The sequence below is a fragment of the Nocardioides sp. YIM 152315 genome (genome assembly GCF_029210375.1).
GTDB lineage: Bacteria > Actinomycetota > Actinomycetes > Propionibacteriales > Nocardioidaceae > Nocardioides.
In genome coordinates this window covers 1-26,451 of the sequence record NZ_JARGER010000034.1, presented here as the reverse complement: position 1 = coordinate 26,451, position 26,451 = coordinate 1, and the positions used below count along the sequence as shown (strand labels likewise).

Genomic DNA, 26,451 nt, shown 5'->3' with positions numbered 1-26,451 from the left:
GTCCTCTTTCGTGCCAGGATGCGGCGCCGTTGCAGGCGACCGCTGGGAAAGAGATGGATGACGACGCACTTCGTAGATGTCTTGGCGATCGAAGACGCCGCTCTCGCGCAGGTCACGAACCGGGAGGACATGACGCGGTGGCGACGCCGCGTCGTCCGGGAGCTGATGAGGCCCCAGTCGCGTTACGCGACCGCACTGCGGCGGGTGCCCGACAGCGCCGCCGGACGGGACTTCCTGGTCACCTGGCAAGGACTGCTCACCGCGGCCGTCGAGCGCGTGCTCTCCTCCGAGAATCCGCCGGAGGTCAGATCCGCCGCCGGTCGCCGGCACCACGACCGCCGCGCCGCCGACGAGCTTGCCGTACTGATCCTCGCCGCGCTTCACGGCGGCGGCCTCCTGAGCCGGGTGGCAGACGATCCCGCGCCGCTCGAAGCGGCTCTCGACATCGCGCTCGCGCCACTGACCACGCCCTCGGCGAGGCGAGGATCCTGCCCCGCCGACGAACGACCGGGCGGTAACATGAACAGATGACCTTGACCGACTCGCACAGCGGCAGACGCCTCACGGCGCGCGGTGCGAAGACGCGAGCCAGGATCGTCGCTTCCGCAGCCGAACTCATGTATGTGAAGGGCGTCGCGGCTACCACCGTTGACGACGTCCTCGCCGCGACGGGGTCGAGCAAGTCGCAGTTCTACCACCACTTCAAGAGCAGGGAAGCGCTGGTCAGGGCAGTTGTCGACCATGTCGGTCAGACGGTCTTGGCCCGCGAACGGGAATCACTGGGCAACGTGTCGACACTTCGCGGACTGCGCCGATGGCGTGACGCCCTGGTGCAGAGCAACGCTCTACGCCACGGCGCCTACGGGTGCGCGCTCGGCGCGTTGGCCTCGGAGGTCTCTGACCACGACGACCTGGCACGCAAGGCACTTTCTCAGCTCTTCGCCGAGTGGCGAGGTCTCCTGGCCGACGTCCTCCGCCGCCTCCAAGCCGACGGCGTCCTCAAGTCCGAGGTCTCCGTCGACCAGCTCGCAACCGGGCTCATGGGCGCCCTTCAAGGCGGGTACATGCTGGCCCAGGCCGAGCGTGACGTCAGCCCCATGGCGACCTCGATCGACATGGCGCTCGCACACATCGAGAGTCTATCGGCCACCTGAGCTCTCCGGCTCCTGCCAGATGCGTTTGCCGGGATCCCGCGGCGTCTCCGCGCACTCACCAGTCGATCAGGCCCTCCGGATCGTAGGAGCCGTCCAATGAGACGCCGGGGCGTACCTTGTGCAGGTCGTCGCGGGCCATCTCGAGGACCGTGAGCCGGGCGCCGGCGTGAGTCCACATGAGGTCGTCGACCGCTCTCATCCCGAGTCGTCGGCCGACGGTGAGCGCCTCCCGATTCTCCGCGGGTGCAGCCAGGTAGACGGCGGCGGCGTCGCCGCTGACGAAGGCGTGATGCGCCAGGGCATGACCGATCTGACCGGCGACCCCGTGGCGGCGAGCATCAGGGCGCAGATGCCAACCCATCACGAGCTGCGGCGCCGTGGAGCTGAACGGCAGCAGCGTTGCTCCGCCTAGTAGCCTGCCGTCCTCGACCCTTCCGCGGCCCACAAGCCCTGAGGCACCGGACGCTGGGAGGATTGCAGGTCCCACCGGGTCAGCAGCTCCCGCATCTCGATCACGTCCGCGACCGGCTGGTGCAGTCCGATCGACACTGCGGTCTGGCGATCGCCGTAGATCTCGAGCGCCTCCGCCGCATCCTCGGCCGCCCAGCTCCTGAGGACCAGCGTGGCCGTCACGATGCGGTCCGGCTCGATCCTCACGTGCAGGTCGCTCATGCCAGCCCCCGCGGTTCGTGTCAAGGGCGGTGCGCGTCGCCAGGAATGCCGATTGGCTGGCCTCGACCGCGTCCTCGTACTCAGGGTGTTCGCGAACGAAGTCAGCTACGAAGCCGCAGTAGATCCCCACCCGGGACTGGCTGTCGCGGAGGTCCTCGAGTGCGAACCGGGCCAGCGACGACGCGACCCCCTGATGACGATGACGCGCATCCACGTAGGAGTGCGTCAGCGAGACTCGCCCACCGACCATCTCGTAGGCGAGCTCGCCTACGACCTCGCCGTCGATGAGTGCTTCATAGAGGCGGTCCCTGGTGTTCTTGCGCACTTCGACGGATGCTGAGCGTGGCTCCATGTTCTCTTCCATCTCTTCGTTCTGAGCCCACGGGGGTCTTCGCCGCTACCGCCTCCCTGATGGACCTCCTAGTCCAAGTTACTTGAGGAATCACTTCACGCAAGGCGATGTTGGCAGTCCATTGAACTCTATAGTCCACAATCACGCAGGTGGAAGCCGATGCAGGAGGTCGAGAAGTGTCCACGGGTGAGGATCGAGATCAAGACCGCGCCGCCGAGAGGCTGATTGACGACGCCGAACAGCGCCGGTTCGAGCTCTACCGCGGCGAGGCGCTCGCCGGCTGGTTGTACTACTCCCGCCTCAGGCCGAACCGGTTTGCGCTTCGGCATGCCGAGGTCGATCCTTCTCACCGGAGGCGGGGCGTCGCCGGCGCCATGGTGGCACGCGTCCTCGAGCAGATCAGAGCTCGGTCCGGCACGGTCACCGCGATCTGCCCGTTCGTGGCGGACTTCCTGTCCAAGAACTCTGCCTACGACGACCTCGTGGACCCGCGATTCCCTGGCTACCCCGACCGCGCCAGCGCCGAGGCCGCCCAAGCTGATGCCAGGGACTGACGCGGCGGTACCCGCGACCGCAAGCGCTGGTGACGGGACATGTCGAGGTACGACGAGCTGGGCGCGCGGGCGAGCCGAGTTCCTCCGTGGCTTCCTCGGAGACCAACACGTGGCGACGTCGGCTCTCGCGGGAGCAATGCTGGTGTCGCTGTTGTGGGCCAACCTGGCCGGTGGCTCCTACGACACGTTCTGGGATGCCGAGGTCGCGGTGTCCGGGGGCTCGCACAGCTATGGACTCAGCTTGCTCGAGGCGGTCAACGAGGGGCTGATGAGCGTGTTCTTCCTCGTGGTCGGCCTGGAGGCAAGGCGGGAGTGGGACCTGGGTGATCTTCGCGACCGCCGCAGGTCGGTACTTCCGGTCTCTATCGGCCTGGGAGGGCTGCTGCTGCCTGCCGCCATCTTCGCTGCCGTCAACCTCCTCACAACGGGAGGCGCACCTCAAGCATGGGGAGTGGCGATGTCCACCGACACCGCGATGGCGCTGGCTGCGCTGTCGTGGATCGCCCGCGGGGCGTCGCCTCGTCTGCGGCAGTTCCTCATCACAGTCCTCGTTGCCGATGACGTGGGGTCGCTGGTCGTGATTGCGCTGTTCTACAGCGACCAGGTCGAGCTGGGCCTGGTGGCCTCTGCAGCCGCGGTGTTCATGCTCTACTGGCGCGCCCAGAGGTCTCGGTGGCCAGGGCAGCTCCTGGCCAGTCTGGCGGTCCTGGGATGGGTACTGACTCGGTCCAGCGGCATCGACCCGATCATCGCGGGCTTGTGCGTGGGGCTCCTCTCGCCGGCCTACACGCCGGCGCTGGTGCACCTTGAGCACGCGTCACGCGTCGTGCGCTCCTTCCGTGAGCAGCCGTCGCCGACTGCCGCTCGTGTTGCGATCGCGCAACTCCGGGCGGCGCTCTCGCCCAATGCGCGCCTGCAACATCGCCTCTCGCTGTTCGTCAGCCTCGTCGTCGTGCCCCTCTTCGTCATCGCGAACCTCGGCATCACTCTGGACGCGACCCTGCTGCAGCGCGCCTTCACTGGCCCGATCACGTGGGGAATCCTCGCCGGTCTCCTGCTCGGCAAGCCAATCGCGTTCGCCCTGCTGACCTGGGTCTCCCGAGTCGCGAGCCGCGGTGCGCTGATGCCGCCGGTGACCGGCAAGCACGTGCTGACTGCCGGTGCCATCTCGTCGATGGGCTTCACAGTGACGATGCTGGTCGCCGGCATCGCCCTCGACGGAACGGCCCGTGACGACGCCGTGACCGGGGCCCTGGCCGCGGTCGTGACCGCTCCCGTTCTCGCGGTCGGTTGGGCGTGTCTTCCGCGGGTGCTTCCCAAGCGGCTCAGCGAGTCCATGCGTCGCCCGGGATCCCCCGCCTTGGTCGACCTTGCATCAGACGTCGACGAGTCGCGCGACCACATTCGCGGACACTCCGATGCCGAGGTCACGATCGTGGAGTACGGCGATTTCGAGTGCCCCTTCTGTGGGCAGGCCGAGTGGTCGCTGACCACCGTCCTCCACGAGCTGCCGACGCAGGTCCGCTATGTGTGGCGGCACCTTCCACTCGTCGATGTCCACCCAGCAGCGTGGCGGGCCGCCCTCGCAAGCGAAGCCGCCGCTGTCCAGGGCTCGTTCTGGCCCATGCACGACGCCCTGCTCGCTCGCCGCGCCGAACTCGACGATCTCGATCTGGTCGAGCTGGCGACTTCCTTGAGCCTGGATGCCGACCAGTTCATTGCCGACTTCAAGGACGCGCGCACCGCTCAGAAGGTCTCGGGCGACATCGAGTCGGCCCGCCTGAGCGCCGTCGCGGGTACGCCGACCCTGTTCATCAACGGCGTACGGCACGAGGGCGACTACGGGCCATCGGCACTACTGGCCGCTGTGCGGATGGCGCTCGAACCGACGTCGATCGTCGATCAGGCGGAGCGGACCTCGGAGACGTCGGCGAGGTAGCCGCCTGCCACCAGTGCCGCGCGCAGCTTCTTCCGAGCGTCGAAGAGGACCTTGTAAAGCGCGTTGTGTGTCGACCCGAGCCTTTCGGCCAAGACGTCGGTCGGCATGCCGTTGAGGACGGTGGCAACGAAGACCATGCGCTGACGGTCGGACAGGCTCTCCTCGACCGCTGCCGACACGGCTGCGGCGAACTCGCGAACCTGCGTCTCGTCCTCCGGCCCCAGATCGAACCGTGAGGCGATCTTCGACCAGTCCTCCTCCTCGTAGGGGACCTCGTGTCGGTGCCAGTGGTGACGGTTCATCTTGGTGGCGACGTCGAAGATCACGAACTTGGTGGCCCACGTGGTGAATCGCGCCTCGCCTCGAAACCTGTCGAGGCGTTCGGTGACCGCCATCAACGCGTCGGCCGCGGCTTGGTGTGCGATGTCCTCGAGCTCGGGTCCGGCCACGCGAAGGGTCGGTGCGCGTCGGCGGGTCTCGGACCTCGCCACGCGCAGCAGGAGTGCATAGAGCTCGGTGCAGGCGGCTTCCTTCGCGGGTCCCCCGGCGCTGAGGTCGCGTATCCACCGGCTGTTCTCACGTGCGATCACCGGGTCGTTCACTGCAACCTCTTTCACGAGACCGCCCCTGGGGTGGGGACGTCGGTCGGGTGTCAGCCCAACGCTTCGACTCACCGTAATCCGGACTAATCGGTCCATTCAAGCGCATCATGTCTACGACAAGGAAACTTTGCTTAGGACCATCTAGTCCATCACGGGGGTGCCGCCGCGGCGCGGCCGTGGCGCGGGGTCTTGGCGGGTCTTCACCTCCAAGGTCACGGCACATCCGTTGTCGACGATCCGCCCGTGATGGCGGCGAGCAGGCCTTCGAGGTCCTCCGCACACGGACCACATGCCAGGAGGTGGGCCTTGACGCCGGGGAAGCGGTCGGCCGGGTCGGACCCGGCCGCGACGAGTTCGGCGTAGACGTCGAGCACTTCCATGGTGGCGTCACACCCGGCGTCCTGGGGGTCGGTCTGCAGGAACGCCTCGAGCCGGTCCCAATGGTCCTCATGTTCGTCGCTCGTATCGTTCCCTGCACTGTCCGCCACACGTCCCCCTTCGTCGGTCCGTTCCTGTCTTGTACTCCGCCTGCCGACCCGCTGCTCACCCGCCGCGCATCCGCGCGCTCACCGGACCCCGGAGTCGGGCCGCTGGGCCGGGGACCCGGGCCCGGGGCGCGATCTCGGCAATCGCAATGAACTCATTCCCGCCACGATCATCTCGCTGATGAGCGAATGCGCTCCTGCGAGCGTATCGGGGGCCGAGGACTGGGGCAGTGTCCGATCACGGGAGAGCCCGATCGGTTGCTTCACCGGCAGCGTTTCGGGCTCCATGCGGCCCGCGAACTCCTGGTCCTCAGCCGCCCGGGGCGGCCGGGTCCCGCTCCGGCAGACGCCAGTAGGGGCGGACGTAGTGGCACGTGTAACCGTTCGGGTTCTTGACCAGGTAGTCCTGGTGCTCGGGCTCGGCCTCCCAGAACGCGCCGGCCGCCGTCACCTCGGTCACGACCTTGCCGGGCCAGCGCTCGCTGGCGTCGATCTCTTGGATGAGCTCCGTGGCAACGTCGCGCTGCTCGTCGCTGTTGTAGAAGATTGCGGACCGATAGCTGGTTCCCACGTCGTTGCCCTGCCTGTTGAGCGTGGTGGGGTCGTGAACCTTGAAGAAGAGCTCGAGCAGGTCGCGGTAGCTGATCTCGGTCGGGTCGAAGACGATCTCGACGGCTTCGGCGTGCCCGGGGTGATTCCGGTAGGTCGGGTGCTCGTTCGCGCCGCCGGTGTACCCCACGCGGGTCTTCAGGACCCCGTCCTCCTTGCGCAGCAGATCCTCCATGCCCCAGAAGCATCCACCAGCGAGGACGGCAGTCTCGGTCTCGTTGTGCAGTCCGTACGCCTTCATCGATTCTCGCCCTCCATCACTGGCTTGTCGCCTGCGGCCGCTCCATCAGGATTGTCGAACAGGTGCAGGTACTGGCTGTATCCCTCGGCTTCGAGGTCGGCAGCCGCGACGAACCTCAGGGCAGCCGAATTGATGCAGTAGCGCATGCCGCCTTGATCAGCTGGACCGTCGGGGAAAAGGTGCCCGAGGTGGCTGTTCCCGTGCGTGGAGCGGACCTCGGTCCGGACCATCCCGTGGCTGTCGTCGACGACTTCGACCACGTTCGTCGGCTCCAGGGGGCTGGTGAAGCTGGGCCAGCCGGTGCGGCTGTTGTACTTGTTGGTCGAGGCGAACAGCGGCTCGCCGGAGACGACGTCGACGTAGATGCCAGGCGCCTTCGAGTTCCAGTATTCGTTCTGGAAGGCCGGCTCGGTCTCGTCCTCTTGGGTCACTGCGTACTGCCGCGGCGTCAGCTGCGCCACGGCCTCAGGGCGTCGTTCGTAATTGGGTGCCACGGTGGTTCGTCCTCCTGGGGTGTCGAGGGGAAGTTCTGCCTGGCCTTCGTGCCTAGTTCCGGCCCGCCATGACGCCGCCGTCGACGTTGAGGATCGCTCCGGTGATCCAGCCGGCGTCCTCTGACAGCAGGTAGGTGACTGCAGAGGCGACGTCCTGGGGAGTGCCCACCCGGCCGAGGGGGTGGAAGCTGTCGAAGGTCGCGAGCGCGGCGTCGAGCTGATCCTTGGGGATGAAGCCTTCGTAGAGCGGGGTCGCCACGACGGCGGGAGCCACGGCGTTGACCCGGATCTTGTGCTCGGCCAGCTCCATGGCGAGGTTGTGGGTGAGCGCGTGGAGGGCTGCCTTGCCCATCGAGTAGCCGGTCGCCGGCGTGGCCGCGATCGCCTGGTGGGCCCACATGGACCCGATGTTCACGATGGCGCCGCCGCCGGCGGCGATCATTCCCCGAGTCACGGTCTGGGTGAGGAAGAACGCCGAACGGGCGAGCTCGAGGTAGGCGTCGTAGTCGGACTCGCCGTACTCGAGGAAGGGCCTCGGGATGAAGAAGCCGGCGGAGTTCACCAGGAGGTTGGCATCGGCGTGCTCGCTGGCGAGGGTGTCCTGGACGCGGCGGACGTCGTCGCGGTCGGCGAGGTCGGCGGTGATGCCCCATGCCTTCCCGTTCTCCGAGATGGCGTCGACGGTCTCCTCGACGCGGTCTGGGTCGCGGCCGACGATGACGGCGGTGCCGCCGGCGGCGACCACGTCGATCGCGCTCTGGCGGCCCATGCCGCTGCTTCCCCCGATCGCGATCAGCTTGCGGCCCTCGAATGCGCCCATGGTTCCTACTTCCTCTCAGTGCGGTACTTGTTCGCGGTGGTTCGCCGGTCGGCACCGGAGAGCAGAGTCGAATGCCCGTCTCCGAGATGAATGAGGTCGATGTGTAGATGAGTGACCTCGCCGCGAGGTGGACTTACGTCGGTGTTGCGACTCGCTGGCGCGCTGCCGGTGACTCACCGGCTTGCGCCTCCGGCGTCAGTGCGGCGTCTGGAGTTGCCACGCGGGCATGCTCCGAAGGTCGATCCACACGGCGCCCTGTGATCGCCGGAATCGGCCGAGGACGGTCGAGCAGTGCCTGCACTGCAGGAGCGACCCCTCGCCGTGGAGATAGGCCTTCTCATCGGCGAGGGGCGTGTTCCCGCCGCAGTCAGGACACACCACTTCGGCCGCGGTCACGTCGATGGCGAAGACATGGCCCGGTGAACCGGCTACCGCCCTCCCCTGGATAGCGAGGTCGTCTGTGTGCTCCATGGGTCCTCCATCTCGTGGCGCCAGCTTCCGCTGGTGGCGGGCAGCGCGGCCGATTGGTCCGGTGCGATCGCTCGGCTCCGTGCCACAGCGGCGGGTCACCGCCTCCGGGCCGTTCGGGGCCGCTGAGGTGAGTCGCGCAGAGCACCCGACGTCTTACGTCGGGCATGCCCCGGACGTGGCGCGCGTCGTCGTGGGTGCTCCGGTCCCAAGACGTCGAACAGTGCCGGGTAGGACGGCAGGTTCCCCACGTGACATACCGGCAGAGCAGCGGGAGTCCGTGCCGGACGAACTGATGGACTCCTGCTGCGCGAACGCCCGGAGGAGACCCGTGCCGCCCCCAGTGATCTCGCCGCCCGAAGAGCGCTTGCACGACCCGATGAGCCGCGCACCAGTCGACCTCGCCGGCGCACGGCGCGCTGGATCCGGGCAGATCCTGGCAGTGAACGCCGAAGAGAGCTGCAGGACATGACGACTCGTTCTGCCGCGATGGCTCTCAACGGCCTCAACGAACCGTCGAAGGTCCTTCGACGCGCCGAGGAGTGTCCGCCGACGTGGGAGACGTTTGCGGACGCGAAGGCGGCGGTGGTCGTCCGCGTCGTCCGTGCCGAGATGCTTCGCCAACCTCTCGATGCCCCGGGGTGTCGGTACTAGAGCTTCTCGGCGACCGGCGCCACCGGACGAGTCCGGAAGCGGAGACTGGCCTCAGCAGTTGGGCCGGCATCCCACCTGCCCGCCCGGGCCGTGGCAGCAACAAGGGAGAAGAGCGCTGCTCCCGGCCTTCAGCGCTTCGTTCGTACGCATGGGTAAGGGGCGGCCAACTGTCCTGTCGACGACCTCCGCCGCGCTTCGCCTGGTCGGTCCCTGGCGTTGTCTCAGCTGGTCTGCGTGGTGACGGGAAAGAGCCACGAGCTGGAGCCCGACAGGTCAAGCCAGGTGCCCGTGGCTGTGTGAGCGATGCGGGCGGTCATCGCTCGGCACGTCCGGCAACGCAGCACCGTTCCCGGGCCGCCTACGTACGCGGACAACTGCCCGAAGGCCTGTGTCGCCCCGCAAGTTCCACAATGGACACGAACCGATGTGGGATCGGGCGCGAAGACAGTCGCAAAGTCACCAGCGGCGACGTTGCCGTCGAGGACGTGGGCCGAGCCGCGCGCATCATCGGCCATCGACGCGGCTCCGGGCGCAGACTCGGGTCCGTGTTCTGTGTTCATCGGTCAGCTCCTGTCGGTCCGAATCGTTCAGTGCGTATGCGGTCGTCGGGGTAGCCCTCTGCGCGAAGCAGTCCGGTGGCGTGTTCAACGAAGGACGAGGACCCGCACACGAACACGCGAGCAGCCAGGTGCGCCGGCCAGGCAGAAGGGAGCGCGATGTCCTCGCGCCGGAGATGGGACGCCGGCCGCGGATGCGTCTCGGGCACCACTCGCGTGTACACCAAGCGGACCTCCGGGTCTGATTCCGTCCGCGACCCGGACCTGCCGACCGACATCTCACTCAACTCTCGCCCGTACATGAGGTCCCGCGGTCCACGCAGCGAGTAGACCAACATCGTCGGCGTCCGATCCTCGGCGCGCTTCCGGGCGAGCAGCATCGTCATCAGGGGAACCACCCCTGACCCACCCGCCACCAGCAGGACGGGCCCTGGCCCGATCCCGGGATCACCAGGGGTCCACGTGAACCATCCTCCGATCGGTCCGCGAACGTCGAGCTCGTCGCCGATCTCCATGGTCTCGACGAGGTAGGGCGACACCTCACCGTGTGGAAGGAGGTCGACGGTGATCGCGACCCGGTCGGGTGTCGTCGACGGCTCGGCCAACGAGTAGCTCCGCTGGGCTGAGTACCCGTCGGCCGCGGTGAGCCGGACGTCGACGTGCTGGCCGGGCGCATGCCCGGTCCAGCCGGGCACCCGGAACGCGAGGGTTCGGGAGTGCCGGGACTGTGAGTGCAGGCCGATGAGGGTGGCCTTCAGCCATCTCTTGCCAGACGTCGGTGCGGTTCCGTGCGAGTCCTCGACTGCAGCACCGGACAAGCGCATGTCAGTCACCTGCGTGCCGCTCCTCACGCCAGGGATCGCCATGGCTGTGGTAGCCGAAGGTCTCCCAGAATCCGGGCTCGTCGCGGCGTCTCAAGGTGATTCGGTTCGCCCACTTCGCGGACTTCCACAGGTACAGGTGTGGGACCAAGAGCCGGGCCGGCCCGCCATGGTCGGCCTCGAGCGGTTCTCCCTCGTACTCGTGGACGAGCCATGCGCGGCCACCAGTCAGGTCCTCGACCGCCAGGTTGGTCGTGTACCCACCGTAGGAATGCACCGTTGCGTACCCGAGCCCGCTTCCGACCCCGGCCAGGAGAGTGTCGACTGAGACGCCGCGCCAGCGCGTGCCGAGCTTGGTCCAGCGGGTCACGCAGTGAATGTCGACCGAGATCTCCTCCGCCGGCAGCGCGGCCCTGTCGTCCCAGGTCCAGGTGCGAAGAACTTCATCTTCGGAGGCCAGCGTGAAGCTCCACTCGTGGGTCGGGATCATCTGCGTGGGCCCGGCCGTCAACACCGGGAAGCCATGGGTCAGGTGCTGGCCCGGCGGCAGGTCGACGGCCCTCGGGTCGTGGTGCCCGACGAAGCCCCGCGAGATCGTCACTGCTCCGCCTCCCTTCCTCGCGATGCGCGCGCCATCAACTGCTGATCATGGACAGACCGAGTAGCAATTGGACTTGCTAGTCCAACGTAGGACGGCGAACATGCACTGTCAACGCGTGCCGTCAGCGCTCGATCGGTGGACTGTCCAGACCGAACGTCCGATTCGACGCGCCGCCTACAGACGGACCTTAGGTTCGAGGAGTTCCATGACGTCGTCCGAGCTCGACCGGATTCGTGAGGCGATCATCGTCGATCCTGACAACGCCTGGGCGGCCGCAGCGGGCTATCGCCGATCTACGCCGCCGACGCATCGGCGCGCATCCTGGTTGTCGGGCAGGCTCCGGGACGGAAGGCCCAGGAGTCCGGCGTCCCGTGGAACGACGCCAGCGGCACCCGGCTCGTCGCGTGGCTAGGAGTGTGTCGACGACGCTTGAAAACGAGGCCATAGCGACGGCCGAAAACGAGGCCACCCAGACAGATTGGATGGGTGATCTCTGTGGAGGATTGGGCTCTGATCCGGCGGCTGGTGGCGGACGGTGTTCCGCAGCGTCAGGTCGCGCGGGACTTGGGCATCGGGCGGTCGACTGTCGCGCGGGCGGTGGCGTCCGATGGGCCGCCGAAGTACGAGCGGCCGGCGGTGCCGACGTCGTTCACGCCGTTCGAGTCGGCGGTGCGGCAGCTGCTGGTAACGACGCCGGACATGCCGGCGACGGTGATCGCCGAGCGGGTCGGCTGGACGGGCTCGATCACCTGGTTTCGCGAGCACGTCCGGCGGTTGCGGCCTGAACACCGGCCGGTCGACCCCTCGGACCGGCTGACCTGGCTGGCCGGGGACGCGGCGCAGTGTGACTTGTGGTTCCCGCCGACGAAGGTCCCACTTGAAGACGGCAGCACGGCCTCGCTGCCGGTCATGGTGATCACCGCGGCGCACTCGCGCTTCATGGTCGCGAAGATGATCCCGACCCGGCACACCCAGGATCTGCTGCTGGCGATGTGGCTGCTGCTGCAGCAGCTAGGACGTGTTCCGCGCAGGTTGATCTGGGACAACGAGTCCGGCATCGGTCGCGGCAAGCGGCACGCCGAGGGCGTCGGTGCGTTCACCGGCACCCTGGCCACCACGCTGGTCCGGCTCAAGCCCTACGACCCCGAGTCCAAGGGCGTCGTGGAACGCAGGAACGGGTTCTTCGAGACCTCCTTCATGCCTGGCCGCTCGTTCGCTTCGCCGGCCGACTTCGACGCCCAGTTCGGCGACTGGCTGGGCAAGGCGAACGCGAGGGTGGTGCGCACGATCAAGGCCAGGCCGGTCGACCTGCTCGACGCCGACCGGGCGGCGATGCTGCCGCTGCCACCGGTCGCACCGGCGGTGGGATGGGTCAATCGGGTCCGGCTGGGACGGGACTACTACGTCCGCGTCGACAGCAACGACTACTCCGTCGACCCGAACGTCATCGGCAGGTTCGTCGACGTCCACGCCGACCTGACCCGCGTCGAGGTGCGTCACGAAGGACGCCTCGTCGCCGCTCACGACCGGGTCTGGGCACGCGGCATGACGCTCACCGACCCAGCCCACGTCGCCACCGCGAAGGTGTTGCGTGAGCAGTTCCAGCTGCCCCGACCAGCCGCAGATCCAGACGATGAGCTCGGCCGGGACCTCCCTAGGGATCTGGCCGACTATGACCGCGCGTTCGGACTCATCGACGGCGGCCTGAGCACCAGCCCGGTCGACGGTGAGGAGGTGGCCTGATGGCGACGAAGAAGGACGCGGCTGAGGCGCTGAAGCAGCTGGCCTACCTGGCGTCGGCGTTGAAGGCGCCCCGGATCACCGAAGCGGCCGGCCGCCTGGCCGACCACGCCCGCGACGCCGGGTGGACCCACGAGGAGTACCTCGCCGCGGTCCTCGACCGCGAGGTCGCCGCCCGCAACGCGTCCGGCGCCCAGCTGCGGATACGAGCAGCCGGATTCGGTTCCCGCAAGACGCTCGAGGAGTTCGACTGGGACGCACAGCCGGCGGTCCGCCAGCAGATCGCGTCCCTGGCATCGGGCGGGTTCCTCACCGAGGCCCGCAACGTCGTGCTGCTCGGTCCGCCCGGCACCGGCAAGACCCACCTGGCGACAGGGTTGGGGATCGCGGCCGCGCACCACGGCCACCGGGTCCTGTTCGCGACGGCGACCGAGTGGGTCACTCGGCTCACCGACGCCCACCACGCCGGACGGCTGCCCCAAGAACTGGCCAGGCTGCGGCGCTACGGGCTGATCATCGTCGACGAGGTCGGCTACCTGCCCTTCGAGCAGGACGCCGCGAACCTGTTCTTCCAGCTGGTCAGCAGCCGCTACGAGCACGCCTCGCTGATCCTCACGTCCAACCTGCCGTTCAGCGGCTGGGGTGGGGTCTTCGGCGATCAAGCCGTCGCCGCGGCGATGATCGACCGCGTCGTCCACCACGCCGACGTCCTGACCCTGAAGGGCGCCAGCTACCGGCTGCGCAACCGCGGGATCGACACCCTGCCAAGCATCAGGACCCAAGACACGGCAGACTAACCAGCACGAACCGGTGGCCTCGTTTTCGCGCGTCGGATCGGCCTCACTTTCGAGCGTTGCCGACAGGAGTGGACGCGGACACATTTCGCGACCCGTCGCGGTTCGCGCTGCTGCCGATGGACTTCTTCTACCCCGGCAAGGGGCGCCACGGCGATCTGCCGCCGCGGCCGGACTTCGCCGGACGATGGCATCCACGACTCATCGCCGCGATGCCGCACCTACAGCTGACCCTGCTCATCGGCAGCTTCGCCCAGAGGCACTACCTGGGGACTCGAGAGCCGCTGACCGCCACTGTTCGCCGCTATACCGACTTCCTTCCCGGCACCATCCCGCTGGTCCATCCCTCGCCGCTGAACTTCCGATGGCTGGCGAGGAACCCCTGGTATGAGACCGAGGTCATTCCGCAGCTGCGCGAAGGCGTGCGGGCCGCGCTCGCGTGACCACGAGATGGCGCCTCCTCGAGGATCGCAATGTCCGTCGGCTCGGCCGCGAAAGGTACCCGCCGTCGCGCGACACCAACCGAAGCGCACTCGCGCTGACCGCTCACGCCCCAGACGTGGACGAGAGGGAGGAAGGATGGAAGGAACCGATGCCGAAGATCGCAGCCCGGAACCGCCGGGTCAGCGCCACGGGCAACGTGGCGACCGGCGAGCGAACGTCGGCCCCTGCGGGCACCTCGACGACATCGGGCCCCAGGGCGGCGCAGCGGGCGCGGCGGTCGCTGTGCTGCTCGGCGTTCGTGCCAGCGGTGATCTCGCTCGTCGTGGTCTTCGCGACGGTGGGATCGACGATCCCGTTGTTCAACACCTACCGAGCCGAGGAAGGATTCAGCAACGGTGACATCTCGATGACCGTCGTCGCTTACTCGGGCGCCACGCTGAGCACCCTGCTGATCTTCGGCAGGCTCTCCCACCACGTGGGCCGGAGGCCTGTTGCGATCGCCAGCCTTCTCCTCCCGGCGGCGGGCGCCCTGGTGCTGCTGCAGGTGCACCACATCGGCATCCTGATCGTCGGCCGGATGCTCATGGGCATCGGTGCCGGACTCGCCAGCAGCAGCCTCACCGCCTACATCGTCGATGCCGCGCCGGCCGAGCCGGCGTGGCTGGCATCGGTCGCGTCGAGCCAGACGGTGATGCTCGGTCTCGCCGTCGGTGCCGCCACCTCGGGCGCTCTGGTCGAGTTCGCGCCCTGGCCGAGGGACCTCGTCTTCCTGGTCGAGATCGTCGCCCTCCTCGCGGCGGTCGCATTGATCGCTGTCAGCCGCGAGACCGCACCGCGGACCCCCGGAGCCTGGCGGTCCTTGCGGCCGCAGGTCTCAGCGCCCCCGCACGTGCGTCACCTGCTGCCGACTGCCGCCGCCGTTCTTCTGGCCACCTGGGCGACGGGGTCGTTCTACCAAGCGTTCGTGCCGGCGCTGGTCGAGGGCGACCTCCACACCCGCAGTCCCCTCATCACAGGTCTGGTCTTCGCCGCCTACATGGCCTCCAGCGCCATCGGCGCCCCTCTCGGCGGCCGATTCGGAACGGTACGCGCGCAACGTCTCGGCATGGTCGCATTCCTGGTCGGCATGACCGGCTTGATTGCCGCCGTCACCTCGGGTGAGCTGCCACTCTTCCTCGCCGCCACCGCGCTCGCTGGCGCCGGGCAGGGGATCGCGATCAGCTCCACGACTCGCGGCCTGCTCCACCGAAGCATGCTGACCCAGCGGGCGCCGCTGTTCAGCGCGATCTACCTGCTCTCCTACGGCGGAGCAACCGTCTCCGCCCTCATCGCCGGCGACCTGGCGGGCACCGTCGCCCTCCCGCAGATCGCAACCGGCTACGGCCTGCTGGCCCTGGTGGCGACCTTGATCACCCTCGTCGCCGCACGCCCGCCACGAGAGCCGGACCGGCTCAACGTCCGACACCAGCCACATCACCACGTTCGAGAGATCGCATGACGGTTCGCTCGGCGCACACTGAGAACACACTCAGGTCGACCTGCGAGGGCCGGCCGTCGCGAAGAGGAGAAGGCACATGAAGGCGATCGTCGTCACCGACCAGTCCGCAGGGGCGGCCGGCATGGAGCTGCAAGACCGGCCCGAGCCGACAGCCGCGATCAACGACGTCATCGTCCAGGTCCACGCAGCCGGCTTCGTCTCGACCGAGGTGGAGTGGCCCTCGACCTGGACCGATCGCGCTGGTCACGACAAGGCGCCGTCCATCCTCGGGCATGAGGTCGCCGGTGTCGTGACCGCACTCGGCTATGGCACGACGGGGCTGTCGGTGGGCCAGCGGGTGCTGGGCATCGCCGACTGGCACCGCGACGGCACCCTGGCTGAGTACGTGGCCGTCGAATCACGCAACCTCGCCGCGCTGCCCGGCGACGTCGACTTCACGACCGGCGCCTCCCTGCCCATCTCGGGCCTCACCGCGTGGCAGGGCCTGTTCCAGCACGGTCGCCTCCAGCCGGGCCAGGCGTTGCTCGCTCACGGCGCGGCAGGCGCGGTCGGCACGATGGTGACCCAACTCGCGCGTGAGGCCGGCGCCTGGGTGATCGGAACGGGCCGCGGCGCAGACCGCGAGAAGGCGCTCGACTTCGGTGCCCACGAGTTCGTCGATCTCGGGAACGACGAACTCGCGGACGTGGGCAACGTCGACCTGGTCTTCGACGTCATCGGTGGCAACGTCCAGAAGGCTTCGGCCGCTCTGGTCAAGACAGGCGGGACGCTGGTCTCGGTCGTGGGCCCGGTCGAGCACCGTCCCGCAGACGGCCTGTCGATCGACTTCGTCGTCGAGGCCGACCGGGTCCAGCTCACCGAGATCGTCCAGCGAGTGCAGCAGGAGCGTCTGCGGGCGAACATCGGAAGGGTCGCGTCGCTCGATGACGCCGTCGCCACCCTGACCTCCACCGAACGCCGCGAGGGCAAGGCGGTCATCGCCGTGCGCCCGTAGAGCCACCGGCATCCTCATCGAGAGTCGAACACGGAGTTGGTCGATCATGGCTGAAGAGAAGGTCACCGCGCGGTCCGAGAGCGTGACCACCACGCACGCGGCTTGGGGCGCCGGGCACCCGCGGATCCTGGCGACGAGCGAGCACGAACGATACGTCCACGAGATCAACTGCGACCTGATCCACATCGGATCGGCAGCGGACTCTGACCTCCAGCTCACGGCCACCGATGCCCTGCACGCGAGGATCCTGCACGGCCCGGCCGACGAGTACGTCCTGACGATGCTCGGCGAGGGCGCAACCAGCAGCGGGCGACACGGGATCCTGCGAACGGGCGCCCACTTCACGGCCGGACCCTGGCAGCTCATCTTCGTCCGGGACGAGTTCGCCGACCACGGACGGCCGTACGGTGGCCGCATCGGAGGTGAGGCCGGGCACCAGCGACCTCAGGCACCCCGGCCGGACTACGCCCGCGAGCACCCGATCTCGTCGATCGCACGCTGTGCCCTCAAGCGGTTTGAGGCGTCCGGAGACCAGGAGCGCAGCGCAGATCTGGGCCGCTCCGTCCTTGCGGTTGCGACGGCCGACAGATCTGACGGCTCAGCCAGCTCACCGCTGGCCGTCGAGGTACTCAACGACGAGACGGCCGGGACGTACGAAGCGAACGTCGCTGGCACCGTGGTCGGCGGGGTCCCCTACAACGTCGTGGACGATCACCGGGTCGCGCTCCTGGCGGTCTCGGTGCTTCCGGAGTTCCGGGGACGAGGCGTCGCGACCGAACTGATCCACCGCGTCCTCGACGATGTGCGAGCCCGGGGAATGACCGTCATCAACTACTGCCCGGTCGTTCATAGGTTCGTTGCGGACCATCCGAACTACGCCGACCTCGTTATCACGGACTTCCCCCAGACCGCCGTTGCGCGGCGACACTCGTAAGCGTTCCGGTCTCAGGACTTCCGGACCTGGAGGAGACGACGGCAACCTGACGACGGCGCGGCAAGCGAGCATCCCCCCGCAGCCAGTCCCGCGGCAGATGTCGTCCGTCTCAAGAGTTGCTATCGCGAGACTCCGTGAGCCATCGGCCACCGAGTCGCGGCGCGGGCCCCAAGGTCTTGGACGCCTGACCGATGACGACCGCGACTACGCAACGTTCATCTGGCAGGTCCGGCGCTACCTCTATGGCTCCCACAGCGAGACTGAGATCCGACGCCTCGAAACCGGATCGATTCCCCGGACCTTCTTCAGGGGCGTGGTCGCTCACTTCCCATACACGACCAGGCCAGCCATGAGTAGGCCGCGGATCCCGATCGGCGGGTACGGCGAGATCGCGTTCATTCCGCGCGGCATGGGCAAGTTCGAGGCAGCACCTGCGGGTCATCGACCTCGCGTAGACCAACCTCTTGCACGGGGACGATGTCGAGATCGGGCTCGCGTCGCTTCAGCCCGGCCAGAGTCTTGTGATCGAAGTTCTCGTCAGCCAAGAACTTGATCGTCATGCGTCCGGCCGGGCGAGGAGCTTTGCGCGGAGGCCCTCGGGCGGGAACCTCGTCTCGATCGCAGAGCGCTGCGCGGCGCGCTCACCGGCTCGACCTGGGCGAGAGCAGGTACCGGCGCCCAAGATTCCTTTCAGGACGCGTCAGGGGCGTCTACTGACCACAACCCAGGGCATCGACGAGTTCAACGAGCACAGACTCCTCGTGGACTGCCCGATCTCGAGTGCGCATCGCCGCGCCGAGCTCGGAGTCCCACACGGGTTCGACCGCCGCCTTCCCGAGTCGCAACCCGTCGGCTCGCACCGCGCGGGTGTAGTCGTCAGCCGTCATCCGCCACGGGACGACCCCGTATCTCTCGATCGCCCGGTTCGCGATCGCGACACCGGGCCAGTCGAAGTCCCCGTGGTAGCGAAGCTCGACCCCGCTCCGAGCCAGGTTCGAAAGAACCTTGTCGACGACGAGGTTCGGCTCACCCGACATACACACCGCCGCCCACCCGTCGACTCCTCGCTCCGCCAGTCCCTCGATCACCCGGGGGTTCTCGCAGACCAGGACGCGCGTGCCCGGGGCCGGCGTGAAATGCGGGGCCTGGCGAAAGTCCCACTCGGTGACATGAACGGGATCACCCACAAGCGAAGCAGCCTCGAGGCGGGCGGCGATCGGAGAGTCGCCGTCGATCCGCAGTCCCCGCAGCAGGCAGGTCCGCGACAACAGGTCGGGATCGACCCCGAACTGAGCCCAGAGCGCTTCCCGGTTTCGCCCGTTGGTGGGCACAGGGACAACTGCTGCAGCGGCGAGACCACGAAGGACGACGTGATGGAGCAGCCGATCCCGATCGAGGGCGTGGGCATCACCCAACAGCCTGGCTCCGAGCTCGACCCGAGACTGCGACCTGGTCTCGCTGCCGGTGAGGTCCTCCAAGACCAGAGCTGCGGCTCGTGCGATCGACTCGGCGTTCTCCCGGTTGGTCAGCAGGCCCGTTCGCCGGAGCCCGTCGATCCAGTCCGGCACCCACGCAGCGTTGATCGCGGCAGCAGCGACGGAGAGCGGTCGCTGCCGGGACTCGGTCTTCGCAGCGCGGACCGCCGGGCGGTCCTCGAGATCGATGCCGAGCCCTCGCAGCACCGCGTCGAGCCCGCCGACACCCGACCGCTCACGGAGTCGGTGGTCGAGCGTCGCCAGGTCGATCTTGACGGTCTCCCCCGTCAGCGTGCGACCGAGCAGGTCGCCGACCGCCTGTCGTTCCTCTCGGCTCGCGACGCGGATCCGGACGGAACCCTGCGGTACGAGACCAGCCTGGCCGAGACGGGCGGCGACGCGTGTCCATGTAGGTCGCAGCGCAGGGTCGGCGATCCACGCCGGCAGGAGGCTCATCCGATGCCTTGCAGCAGGCGTCCATCCCAGCGGTACTCGTACTGGGCGATGCCGCGCTGGGTGGGATCGCGCAGCGCCTCGTAGATCGCGAGCGACGGCACCGTCGAGTGATCACCCCAGAGCCGCTCGCTGGTCATCACGAAGTCCAGGTCGAGCTGGACGAGGAGGCCGAAGAGCAGCGGATGCGTCCGGACGTCGATCTTCGGGAAGGCGTCGTCGAGAAGGACCAGCCGCGGCGCATGCGGGGCGGCGCCGGCCAGCGAGGTGAAGTGCGCGGCTGCCGCCGCAAACAGCGGGAGATAGCACAAGACCTTCTGCTCGCCCTGGGAGAGTGCCGATCGACGATGGAGACGGTCCCACTGCCCGGGCTTCTCGGGCCGGGAGTAGCGGATCGTGAACGCCGACCACGTGCGGTAGTCGAGGGCAGCAGCGAGGTGCTCGCTGTAGGCCAATTCCGGGCGCTCGGCGCGCGACGCCTCGATCAGGCGGTGGAGGACGTCGCGCAGCTTCTCCCGCTCTTCCGGGATGAGGGCTCCGACCGGTTGCGCGAGGAGGTCGACCGCCGCCCGCGCTTCCGAAGGCACATCGTCTCGCAGCTTCCAGTCCAGACGCACCCTGATGCCCTGCGAGGTCGTAACGTCGCCGAGAAGCCCGTTCATTGCGGCCACGAGCTCGGTGGCGTCACGTCGGCAGCGCCGGATCGCATCGCCCAACTCGCCGAGCACGTGTTGCTCGAACTGTTTTTTCTCCCTTTCGGTCAGGAGTCCACGGTCTCGCTCGACCGATGCGCGGACGCGTCGCGCGAGCTCCCCGATCGCGGCCTCTCCCGCGTCGTCCCGGCCGATGACGGCGAGCAGGTCCCACTCTTCGTACGGCGCGATAGCCGGCTGGTGGTCCGCTGCGGGGCCGGTGGAGGCCTCACGGTGGACCTTGTAGACCTCGTTGCGTGCCGCGACCGGGTCGTTCGTGGTGAGGGCTGCGAGCCTCTCGACCGCGCGCACCAGCGGCGTGGGGATGGGATCGTCCGGACCGAGTGCCGCAAGGGACGCGACCGCGTCGTGGAGCTCGGCGTCGTCGGTCGCCGCTGCCAGCAGCCCGGGCGGCACCGCGAGAGCGGTGAATGACGCCACCACGTCGCCCCGACGCTCCATCTGCTCGCCCAACTGGCCCTGGCCGGCGCGCAGCTCCGCCTGAGTTGTGGCGTGGCGGGTGTTGGCCTCCAGTTGCTCCTGCTCCGCGGCCTTGGCGCGCTGATGGTGGGCTGAACGCGATGCCTTGACCGCCGCCACCTTCTCCTCGAGCTCCCGCACGGAGGAACCGACGGACTCGCGGAGCGCCTGGAGCTCGATCCGGGTCTCCTCGGCGCGCCGCTCGGCCGCGATCGCCTCCTGCTCCTCTTGCGCGAGCGCCTCAGTTCCCTGGCGGACCTCGTCGTGGTCGTCGGCCCAGCGCATCAGGTCCCGGACGAGTCGGGGCACCGCGTCGGCCAACCTGCCGAGGCCGTCGAGGAGCTGGCGGATGCGCTGCTCGACCGCCGCCAGCGCATCGGGCTCGGTCGGCAGGCCGTGGCCCGTGGCCAGCCGATCGAGCTCCGTGACGGCTCGCGCGGTCGCGGTGCGCGCTTCCTGGGCGAGCCGCTGGGCCGCCTGATTGGCGGCGTCGTCGCGGCTCTCGGCCTCGCGGACCAACTGCAGCCCCGTCCAGGCGTCTCGCAGTGCGCTCGCGGACGGCAGCGCGCGCTCCCAGCGCTCGAGTGCGTCGATGTCGGACCTGGCTCGGTCAATGTCGGCGACCGCGCCGTCGTGGGCGGCGCGCGCCTCGTCGAGCTGCTGGTCGAGGGCGGCCAACCGGCGTTCGCGCTCGAGCGCGCGGGCGGTCGCGCCGACGTACTGTGCGCGCGCCTTGGCCGCACGGCCATGCGCTGGACCGAGCCGCCAGGAGCCGTCGAGGGCGACGCCGGCCGTCGCGTCAGCAGAGCCGTCGATCCGGATCGCGGTGAGCACGCGGCGTACGTCGTTGGGGTCGACCCCACTGTCAGCGGGCAGGTCGAGCCGGAGCACCTCTGCGAGCGTCCCGGCCTCATCGGCTGCCATCGGCGTCGAGAGCACGACGTCGCGCTGATCGGCATCGAGGAGACGGCCACCGGGCCGGACCCAGCCGTCGAGCAGTCCGGCGCCCTGCAGCGCTGCCTCGAGACCAGCGCGCTCTGCCTCGGACAACTGGTCCGCGAAGTCGACCAGCTGCCAGAGCGCACGACCGTCGGGACGCGGCGTGCGACCCAGCGCCGGGGGCGGCGGGGCCGGTTCCGTCTCGGCCTCGACTCGAGCCCGCTCCCGCGAGAGCGTCTCGATGTCGACGACCGCGTTGTCGCGCCTGGTGGCAGCGCGCTGCTCCTCCTCGCGCAACCGCTCCAGGCCGGGTCGGACGGCGGCGCGCGCCAGCGCCGGAAGCACGTCGAGAGCCTCCGCTGTCAGGTCGTCGGGCAGGTCGACCGCCGGCGCCTCCGGGGCGCGCGCCCAGTCGCCCAGGGCGGTGAGCAGCGCTGCCTCCTCGGCCTCTGCGACCTGTTGCGCGGCAATCCTCCGGGCCCGGGACTCCTCCCAGCGACGCTCGGCCTGCTCGGCCTGCCGATCGTCCTCGTGCTGACGCGTCCGCGCCGCGTCGACATCGCGGGCGGCCTCACGGACCGCGGTCACGGCGGCGGCGCGACCACGGGCGGCTGCCCGCGCATCCTCCAGCGTCGTCGTGGCCTCGTCGACCGCGGCGGCGACGCGGGTGGCGCCGGCGGCGTCCTCGAGCGCAGCCTCGTCGAGGACCGGCGGGACGACGACAAAGCTCGTCGCCACGACCTCCCGCTCCAGCGCGACGCTCGCACGCATCGCGGCGGCATGGGCCGTCACGTCATCCCCGATCTCGCCTGCCCGTCGCGCCAGCGTCTCCTCCTTCGCCTTCTGCGTCCTGGCGTGGCGCTCGACCCGCTCACGCGCGCGGGAAAAGGACTCTTGGTCGCGCTCGAGCGCGTCGGCGAGCTCGGAGAGCCGGCGCTGGTCGCGCGCCGCAGGGCCCGCCTCCAAGGCACGCAGCCGCGCCTCGTCGCCGACGAGTCCGTCGCGTGCCTGCTGCAGGGCGACTCCGGCGCTCTCGAGCGCCTGGGCCGCTTCACCCACCCGGGTCTCGGCCCGGCGTACGTCGGTGCGGAGCCGGCGCTCGGCGCGCAGGGCTGTGGACAGCTCCCGAGCCCGGTGGGCGGCAACAGCGCGGGCATACGCCGCGACGGCTCCGGCCAGCGCCTCCAGCGTGTCGGCGGCGGCAGCGCGTCTCTCGATCTGCTCGCCGAAGGTCCTCAGCTCGTCGAAGGTGTCGCCGGCGGAGCGAACCGCCTGCTCGTCGACCTGTGGGAGCGCCTGCGATAGTTGATCGGCCAACTTGGCCGGCTCGATGTCCTCGCCGACCTGCGGCTGGCGGAGCCAGTAGAGCAGCCGCAGCACCTCGTCGTACTGCGCGACGTCGAGTCCGAACAGCTCGCGGCCGACGTGCTCCTTGTAGGCCGCCGCCTTCTCGAAGACGTGGTCCGGCCCGAGCGTCTCCTCCAGCCTTGGGCGAGACAGCGGGCCTGCATCGTCCTCGAGCGAAAGGTCGTGCCCCACCCGACGATCGGTGGCGAAGTGCCAGGCAGTGGCGGTCCGCGCCGACGCGGAGGCGCGGATGCCGACCCCGCAGGTGAAGGCCTGCTCCGAGCCGTCGGGGAGCACGCGGAGGAACTCCAGCCAGATGTAGCCCACGCGAGCCTGGCCCTCGTAGCCGTCGGTCATCAACCACAGCAGACTGGTGTGGTGGCGTGCGGACGCGGTGATCCGCGCCTTGTCGCCGTCGAGAGCGAACGGGAGCAGCATCTCCAGTGTCTTGGACTTTCCTGCCCCGTTGGCGCCGCGCAGGAGCAGGCGGCCGTCGGCGAAGGTGAACTCCTGCTCGTCGTACTGCCAGACGTTGAGGATGCCTGCCCGGTGCAGCCGGAACCGGTGGGACCGCTCGCTCGGTGCGTCGGCTCGGCGGGACGCCAGGTCGATGCTCATGCCTCGTCCTCCTCGAACAGGGACCGCTCCCCCGACGGGCCGGCTGCCAAGAGCTCGGGCCGGGGTGCGTAGCGGGCAGCGGCGGCGTGCACGAGCAGCCCATCGGGGTCCTTGCGGACCAGCCCAGCCTCCACGAGCACGTCGACCGCCTCCTCGAAGACAACGTCGGGGTGGTCGCGGTGCTCCTTGCGGAGACCGCGCCGCCACGTGCTGAAGACCCGATCGGCGGCCCGTCGCGCGGTGGACTGCGCGACGTGCTCCCAAGCCACGCCGTGCAACTCACCACCACGCACGGTCCGCAGCTCCTCGACGAGCTCGCCGACAAGCAACAACGCGAAGTGCCGAGCCGAGCCCGACGAGGGGAACGGGCGGTCGGTGAGCTCACCACCCGGATCGATGGCGATCGCCCCCTCGGCGCGCAACTCAAGGTCGAGCCCGAGCCAGCGGCGGAACCACTCCCGCTCGCGTTCCCGATTGCGGCGCCACCACTCGCGCTGCTCGTCGGTGAGGTCCTCGGTCGAGAGGACCGGCTGCTCGGCCAGCCTGCGGCGCACGCCGACCCGAGCCCCGCCCGCGGCGGACGGCACTGCTACGACGGCCAGCAGGTCGTCCGGCCCCTCGCAGCCCGCAACGGGAGCCGACAGCAGGACCGCCAACCGGTCACGGTGTACGTCGAGCAGGGACTCCGTACGGCGTTCGACCCAGTGCTCCAGGTCGCCATCACGCTCGCTGAGCACGCCGAGGTCGATCAGGGCGACGAGGGCTGAGTGCAGCGCCCGCCGGTCCGTGATCGCGTCGAGGTCCACGTCGACCCCGGCGTCGACCGCTGCCGACCGGACCGCTGCCACCAGCTCGTCGACCATCAGCTGCCGTCGCGCCTGGGTGAGCGCCGCGAGGATCAGGGCGAGCAGCGCGTATCGCCGTGGCGTGAACGGGACGTCGTTGCGCCGCCGCAGGGGGCGACGCGCGTCCCGACCAAGCCCGGTCTTGAACAGCCGCGCCAGGCCAGGCTCCACCACCAGGCGGTAGCCCAGCCCGTCGGCGAGCACGCGTGCCAGCTCGTCGCGGTGCCGACGGACGAGGGCGAGCTCGTCAGGGTTCCTGTCTGCGGTGAGCAGCGGCATCCGCAGCAACGCGCGAGCGGCGTCGCGCAGATCGGCCTCCGCGAGCAGATCGGGCGCCGGTCCGGGGCGCTCGGGCATGACTGTCATCCTTCCGCCCTCCGCTCTGCTTGCCCGACATCGGCCGCAACCGTGATCTCGACGGACAGATCGCGCAGCGTCAGGCGTCCTGCTGGACTGGTCATCGTCGTGGACACGCCTGGCGCCGCGCGGAGAGAGATCATGAGCACACCACCGTCGACGCGGGTAGTGGCCCGGGCAGGCGAGTCGGCCGTCGGCGCTCGACCGTGCCCGCTCATCGCCTGCGCGTGCAGGTCCAGGAACGCCTTACGGGCGTCGTCACTGAGCCGGACGGCACGCAGCTCGCCCGCGTGACTGGCGAGCTCACGCAGCGCTTCGGCACGCCCCTGCTGTTCCCGTGCTCGCGCCGCAAGCCGGGCCTGCTTGGCCGCCGAGTAGTCGGCTCGAGCGCCGGTGCGCCCACCCGCTTTGCGCTCTCCGTGGATGCGCAGGCCAATGGGCACCTCAGCGACCGAAGCACCCCACCAGCTCTGAGTGGCTGCCACCGGGTCGCCGTCCGGATCGGCGGCGAAGGAGAGGTGGCGGGCCGAGTAGAGGCCAAACGCAGCAGCCCACAGGTCGTGGGCCTGTGCGTCGTCGGCCGCATCGAACCAACCGGCAAGTCGCACGAGGTCGCCGTACCTGCTCTGCTGGCGGTCGGCCCCCGCCGCGATGCGGCGCAGGTTCATGAGAAGCGATCGCATCGCGTCGGTCGCCAGCCGACGGACGTTGTCGGCATCGGACCGTCGGCCGGCCCCGCCCACGAACCACAGGTGCAGGCTCTCCCAGTCGCCGGGCTCCAGTCCCGTCGCCCGCCTGGCGCTCGCGCCGTCCAACCCGACCAGTCGCTCGCCGGCGTTCGCCCGCGCACACAGCGACGGCACACTCGGCTCGAGCTCGCGAAGCCGGTCGGCCACCTGCGGCATGTGCCGGGAGATCTCGTCGATGAAGCGCTGGAGGTAGTCCAGGAGCGCGCTCTTGAACATCTCGAACTCCTCGCGCCCGAGGTCGAAGCGCGTCAGGACCTGAGTCAGGTAGGAGTAGAACTGTCGCGTCGAGGAGACCAGGACTTCGAACTGGGCGAACAAGGTGGTGGCCCGACCTGCCAGCTCCCGGGGGTCAGCGGTCTCCAGACCGTGAGCGGAGATCCGAGCCAGGTCCTCGATCCCGCTGAGGATGCCGGGCAGCATCTCGCTCGAGACCTCCCGCGCGGAATCGGAATGCGCCAGCAGCTCCTCGACCTGGCGGTGGACGAGCTCGCCACGCTGGGTCAGCTGGTAGCGAGCACGATTGGCGAGGTACTCGCGGACGCTCCGCGCATCCGACTCGCGAGGGCTGCGGGCCAGGTTGCCGTGCTCGACGAGGTAGGACAGACGCTGATCGACGATGTCGCGATCGAGCTCGAATCCCTGAGCCGCAAGACGTTCGGCCACCTCATCCGCCGACTGATCGGACAGGAAGCCGCTCATCCCGGTAGTGAAGAGCCGCATGATCGCGAGGTAGCTGGCCGCCTCCTCGTTGACCGCATACCTCAGCGCTCCGAGCGTCTGACGCTCGCGCGGGTCCAGCATCCCGTCGGCCACGGCCGACACGGTAGCTGCGACCGCCGACGAAAACTCTGACTCCTCGCGATCGTGTCGGGTGAGCGTCGGGATTTGAACCCGAATCAACTCGCCTCAGATCTGCGTTGCCCGCGGTCGGATTCACGCGGAGAATCACGGAGTGTCGTGGGGCGCTCGACCCGGTTTCTGGCCAGTTTCTGGACGGTGGGTTCAAATCCTGTCAGCCCGACCAGTGTGATGTCTCAGGGCATCGTGGAGGGCCGAACCCAATAGATGT

27 protein-coding genes are annotated in these 26,451 nt (G+C 69.0%); 12 read left to right on the top strand and 15 right to left on the bottom strand.

Annotated features, from left to right (window positions below):
• Window positions 1–57: 57 nt before the first annotated feature.
• On the top strand, window positions 58–531 hold the full coding sequence (locus PZ894_RS10975; RefSeq protein ID WP_275744706.1) for a hypothetical protein: 474 nt from the start codon (window positions 58–60) through the stop codon (window positions 529–531).
• Window positions 528–1,154 carry a TetR/AcrR family transcriptional regulator gene (locus PZ894_RS10970; protein ID WP_275744704.1) on the top strand — a complete coding sequence of 209 codons (627 nt, stop codon included), beginning with the start codon at window positions 528–530 and terminating at the stop codon, window positions 1,152–1,154. Before PZ894_RS10975 ends, PZ894_RS10970 begins: the two co-directional genes overlap by 4 nt.
• A 55-nt stretch (window positions 1,155–1,209) precedes the next feature.
• On the opposite strand, the gene PZ894_RS10965 is transcribed toward PZ894_RS10970, so the two are convergent.
• Both PZ894_RS10965 and PZ894_RS10960 read right to left on the bottom strand, forming a co-directional pair.
• A complete protein-coding gene (locus PZ894_RS10965; protein ID WP_275744703.1) occupies window positions 1,210–1,353 on the bottom strand; it encodes a hypothetical protein in 144 nt (47 codons plus the stop codon).
• A gap of 209 nt (window positions 1,354–1,562) precedes the next feature.
• Complete coding sequence (locus PZ894_RS10960) at window positions 1,563–1,826, bottom strand: hypothetical protein (RefSeq protein WP_275744701.1); 264 nt, start codon at window positions 1,824–1,826, stop codon at window positions 1,563–1,565.
• Window positions 1,827–1,878: 52 nt separating this feature from the next.
• Between PZ894_RS10960 and PZ894_RS10955 the strand changes: the two genes are divergently transcribed.
• The 3 genes from PZ894_RS10955 (at window position 1,879) to PZ894_RS10945 (ending at window position 4,671) form a co-directional block, all read left to right on the top strand.
• On the top strand, window positions 1,879–2,166 hold the full coding sequence (locus tag PZ894_RS10955; protein ID WP_275744700.1) for a hypothetical protein: 288 nt from the start codon (window positions 1,879–1,881) through the stop codon (window positions 2,164–2,166).
• A gap of 188 nt (window positions 2,167–2,354) precedes the next feature.
• Window positions 2,355–2,732, top strand: a complete 378-nt coding sequence (locus tag PZ894_RS10950; RefSeq protein ID WP_275744699.1) for a GNAT family N-acetyltransferase — start codon at window positions 2,355–2,357, stop codon at window positions 2,730–2,732.
• Window positions 2,719–4,671, top strand: coding sequence for a Na+/H+ antiporter NhaA (locus PZ894_RS10945; RefSeq protein ID WP_275744697.1), 1,953 nt, complete (start codon window positions 2,719–2,721; stop codon window positions 4,669–4,671). Before PZ894_RS10950 ends, PZ894_RS10945 begins: the two co-directional genes overlap by 14 nt.
• Here the strand turns inward: PZ894_RS10945 and PZ894_RS10940 are convergent.
• The 8 genes from PZ894_RS10940 to PZ894_RS10905 form a co-directional block, all read right to left on the bottom strand.
• The gene (locus tag PZ894_RS10940) at window positions 4,635–5,369 is read right to left on the bottom strand and encodes a sigma-70 family RNA polymerase sigma factor (protein WP_275744695.1); all 735 of its coding nucleotides are present in this window, start codon (window positions 5,367–5,369) and stop codon (window positions 4,635–4,637) included. The two genes, PZ894_RS10945 and PZ894_RS10940, sit on opposite strands and share 37 nt — an antisense overlap.
• A gap of 116 nt (window positions 5,370–5,485) precedes the next feature.
• A complete protein-coding gene (locus PZ894_RS10935; RefSeq protein ID WP_275744694.1) occupies window positions 5,486–5,761 on the bottom strand; it encodes a hypothetical protein in 276 nt (91 codons plus the stop codon).
• Window positions 5,762–6,068: 307 nt separating this feature from the next.
• Window positions 6,069–6,608 (bottom strand): peptide-methionine (S)-S-oxide reductase MsrA, encoded by a 540-nt coding sequence (gene msrA / locus PZ894_RS10930; RefSeq protein WP_275744692.1) that lies wholly within the window; start codon window positions 6,606–6,608, stop codon window positions 6,069–6,071.
• A complete protein-coding gene (gene msrB, locus PZ894_RS10925; RefSeq protein WP_275744690.1) occupies window positions 6,605–7,102 on the bottom strand; it encodes a peptide-methionine (R)-S-oxide reductase MsrB in 498 nt (165 codons plus the stop codon). The genes msrA and msrB overlap by 4 nt, the downstream gene beginning before the upstream one ends.
• A 52-nt stretch (window positions 7,103–7,154) precedes the next feature.
• Window positions 7,155–7,922 (bottom strand): SDR family oxidoreductase, encoded by a 768-nt coding sequence (locus tag PZ894_RS10920; protein WP_275744688.1) that lies wholly within the window; start codon window positions 7,920–7,922, stop codon window positions 7,155–7,157.
• A 195-nt stretch (window positions 7,923–8,117) separates the two neighbouring features.
• Window positions 8,118–8,393, bottom strand: coding sequence for a DUF6510 family protein (locus tag PZ894_RS10915; protein ID WP_275744686.1), 276 nt, complete (start codon window positions 8,391–8,393; stop codon window positions 8,118–8,120).
• A gap of 1,207 nt (window positions 8,394–9,600) precedes the next feature.
• On the bottom strand, window positions 9,601–10,425 hold the full coding sequence (locus tag PZ894_RS10910; RefSeq protein ID WP_275744809.1) for an FAD-binding oxidoreductase: 825 nt from the start codon (window positions 10,423–10,425) through the stop codon (window positions 9,601–9,603).
• Between the two features lies 1 nt (window position 10,426).
• Window positions 10,427–11,023: a molybdopterin-dependent oxidoreductase gene (locus tag PZ894_RS10905; protein ID WP_275744685.1), complete on the bottom strand. Its 597-nt coding sequence runs from the start codon at window positions 11,021–11,023 to the stop codon at window positions 10,427–10,429.
• Between the two features lie 264 nt (window positions 11,024–11,287).
• Between PZ894_RS10905 and PZ894_RS23495 the strand changes: the two genes are divergently transcribed.
• From PZ894_RS23495 to PZ894_RS10875, 7 genes are all read left to right on the top strand, one after another.
• On the top strand, window positions 11,288–11,470 hold the full coding sequence (locus PZ894_RS23495; RefSeq protein WP_345799149.1) for a uracil-DNA glycosylase family protein: 183 nt from the start codon (window positions 11,288–11,290) through the stop codon (window positions 11,468–11,470).
• 39 nt (window positions 11,471–11,509) lie between these two features.
• Window positions 11,510–12,766, top strand: coding sequence for an IS21 family transposase (gene istA / locus PZ894_RS10900; protein ID WP_275744684.1), 1,257 nt, complete (start codon window positions 11,510–11,512; stop codon window positions 12,764–12,766).
• Window positions 12,766–13,560 (top strand): IS21-like element helper ATPase IstB, encoded by a 795-nt coding sequence (gene istB / locus PZ894_RS10895; RefSeq protein ID WP_275744682.1) that lies wholly within the window; start codon window positions 12,766–12,768, stop codon window positions 13,558–13,560. Before istA ends, istB begins: the two co-directional genes overlap by 1 nt.
• A 116-nt stretch (window positions 13,561–13,676) precedes the next feature.
• Window positions 13,677–14,000: a uracil-DNA glycosylase family protein gene (locus PZ894_RS10890; RefSeq protein WP_275744680.1), complete on the top strand. Its 324-nt coding sequence runs from the start codon at window positions 13,677–13,679 to the stop codon at window positions 13,998–14,000.
• A gap of 149 nt (window positions 14,001–14,149) precedes the next feature.
• Window positions 14,150–15,499, top strand: a complete 1,350-nt coding sequence (locus tag PZ894_RS10885) for an MFS transporter (protein ID WP_275744679.1) — start codon at window positions 14,150–14,152, stop codon at window positions 15,497–15,499.
• Window positions 15,500–15,575: 76 nt separating this feature from the next.
• Complete coding sequence (locus PZ894_RS10880) at window positions 15,576–16,493, top strand: NADP-dependent oxidoreductase (protein ID WP_275744677.1); 918 nt, start codon at window positions 15,576–15,578, stop codon at window positions 16,491–16,493.
• Window positions 16,494–16,539: 46 nt separating this feature from the next.
• Complete coding sequence (locus tag PZ894_RS10875) at window positions 16,540–17,427, top strand: GNAT family N-acetyltransferase (protein ID WP_275744675.1); 888 nt, start codon at window positions 16,540–16,542, stop codon at window positions 17,425–17,427.
• 395 nt (window positions 17,428–17,822) lie between these two features.
• On the opposite strand, the gene PZ894_RS10870 is transcribed toward PZ894_RS10875, so the two are convergent.
• The 5 genes from PZ894_RS10870 to PZ894_RS10850 form a co-directional block, all read right to left on the bottom strand.
• Window positions 17,823–17,987, bottom strand: coding sequence for a hypothetical protein (locus PZ894_RS10870; RefSeq protein ID WP_275744673.1), 165 nt, complete (start codon window positions 17,985–17,987; stop codon window positions 17,823–17,825).
• 150 nt (window positions 17,988–18,137) lie between these two features.
• Window positions 18,138–19,358, bottom strand: a complete 1,221-nt coding sequence (locus PZ894_RS10865; RefSeq protein ID WP_275744671.1) for a TIGR02679 family protein — start codon at window positions 19,356–19,358, stop codon at window positions 18,138–18,140.
• The gene (locus tag PZ894_RS10860) at window positions 19,355–23,431 is read right to left on the bottom strand and encodes a TIGR02680 family protein (protein ID WP_275744669.1); all 4,077 of its coding nucleotides are present in this window, start codon (window positions 23,429–23,431) and stop codon (window positions 19,355–19,357) included. The genes PZ894_RS10865 and PZ894_RS10860 overlap by 4 nt, the downstream gene beginning before the upstream one ends.
• A complete protein-coding gene (locus PZ894_RS10855; protein ID WP_275744667.1) occupies window positions 23,428–24,633 on the bottom strand; it encodes a TIGR02678 family protein in 1,206 nt (401 codons plus the stop codon). Before PZ894_RS10855 ends, PZ894_RS10860 begins: the two co-directional genes overlap by 4 nt.
• A gap of 5 nt (window positions 24,634–24,638) precedes the next feature.
• Window positions 24,639–26,195, bottom strand: coding sequence for a TIGR02677 family protein (locus tag PZ894_RS10850; RefSeq protein ID WP_275744665.1), 1,557 nt, complete (start codon window positions 26,193–26,195; stop codon window positions 24,639–24,641).
• Between the last annotated feature and the right edge of the window lie 256 nt (window positions 26,196–26,451).